2 protein-coding genes and 1 pseudogene are annotated in these 1,677 nt (G+C 74.2%); all 3 read left to right on the top strand.

The genetic code is table 11. The features are described from left to right. Positions 1–401 (top strand): annotated as a pseudogene (locus tag ACYVE9_RS25785) (ketosynthase chain-length factor); the annotation flags it as partial. 37 nt (positions 402–438) lie between these two features. Further along, positions 439–717: an acyl carrier protein gene (locus ACYVE9_RS25780; protein WP_461030303.1), complete on the top strand. Its 279-nt coding sequence runs from the start codon at positions 439–441 to the stop codon at positions 715–717. An 84-nt stretch (positions 718–801) separates the two neighbouring features. Continuing rightward, the coding region (locus ACYVE9_RS25775) for an acyltransferase domain-containing protein (protein ID WP_461030302.1) at positions 802–1,677 on the top strand (876 nt) is incomplete at its 3' end.

Raw genomic sequence — 1,677 nt, 5'->3', positions numbered from 1 at the left:
GGCTGCGCCGGGCGATCGAGAACGCGCTCGCCGACGCCCGACTGACCGCCGGCGACATCGACGTGGTCTTCGCCGACGCGTCCGGTGTACCGGCCCAGGACCGGGCCGAGGCGGAGGCCGTCGCCGCCGTCTTCGGCGCCCGGGCCGTGCCGGTGACCGCGCCCAAGACCATGACCGGCCGGCTGCTGGCCGGCGGCACCGCACTGGAGGTGGCCACCGCGCTGCTGTCGCTGCGCGACGGCGTCATCCCCCCGACGGTGAACGTGCCGTCGGCCGACCCCGACCACCCCATCGACCTGGTCACCGGCCCCCGGGAGGCCCAGCTGCGCAACGTGCTGGTCCTCGCCCGCGGACACGGTGGCTTCAACGCGGCTCTGATCGTCCGTGCGCCGCGCAGCTGACCCGGTACCAGACCGGACCTAGTGAGAGGAATCGTCCATGTCCACCACCACGACCGAGGTGACCCTCACCGACCTGACCCGGATGCTGCGGGAGAGCGCGGGCGAGGAAGAAGGCGTCGACCTGGACGGCGACGTCATCGACCAGCCGTTCATCGAGCTCGGGTACGACTCGCTGGCCCTGCTCCAGGTCATCGGACGGATACAGCGCGAGTACGGGACCCAGATCCCGGACGACGCGGTGGTCGACGCGGAGACCCCGCGGGCGCTGCTCGAACTGATCAACGCCGGCCGGACCGAGTCGTCCACCGCCGCCTGACCGCTCCACAGCCGCGGCTGCCCGCCGTACCCCCGCGGCGGGCAGCCGCTTCTCGTCGCACCGGCCGAGCCAAGGAGTCCTGACATGCCAACCGCCGCCCGCCGGCCGCGGCCCATCGGTCTGCTGTTCCCCGGACAGGGGTCCCAGCACGTCCGGATGGCCGCCGGCCTGTACCGCCACGACCCGGTCTTCACTCTCGCTGTCGACACCGTGCTGCGGCAGCTGGGCGACGAGGGCCCGGCCGTGCTCGCCGACTGGCTCGGCCATCCCACCGACCGGCCCGCCGTCGACATCGACGACGTGAGCCGCGCCCAGCCGCTGCTGTTCGCCGTGGACTACGCGCTGGGCAGGATGCTGCTGAGCTGGGGACTGCGGCCGACCGCGCTGCTCGGCCACAGCGCCGGTGAACTGGTGGCCGCCGCCCTGGCCGGTGTGGTCCGCCTCTCCGACGCGGTGGCGATGGTCCGCGAACGGGTGCGCACCGCCCGCCCGATCCCGTCCGGCGGCATGCTCGCCGTGGCGGCCTCCACCACGCAGCTGGAGCCGTACCTGCGCGGAGACGTGGTGGTGGCAGCGGTCAACGCGCCCGCTCAGACCATGCTGGCCGGCTCCACCGCCCCGCTCGCCGAGGTCAGCGCGCTGCTGCGGGCGGACGGCGTGACGGCGGTGGCGGTGCCGGCGACGACCCCCTTCCACTCGCCGGCCATGGAGCCGGCCGCCGCGGCCCTGGAACCGGTCTACGCCGGGATCGCACTGCACCGCCCGACGGTCGCCCTGTACTCCGGGTACACCGGCGAGCTGATGAGCGACGAGGCGGCCCGCAGCCCTCGGTTCTGGGCCCGCCAGGTCGTCGACCCGGTCCTCTTCGGGCCGGCGCTGGAGGAACTGCTCGCCGCCGACGACATGATCCTCGTCGAGGCGGGGCCGCGGCAGACCCTGACCGCCTTCGCCCGCCGGCAC

It is taken from the genome of Streptomyces sparsus (genome assembly GCF_054776295.1).
The sequence above is the reverse complement of the archived record's forward strand: the minus strand, read 5'-3'. Positions and strand labels throughout refer to the sequence as shown.

Bases quoted from the DNA above. Each gene is read 5' to 3' on its own strand.
- ACYVE9_RS25780 (WP_461030303.1), top strand. From the start codon at position 439: ATGTCCACCACCACGACCGAGGTGACCCTCACCGACCTGACCCGGATG.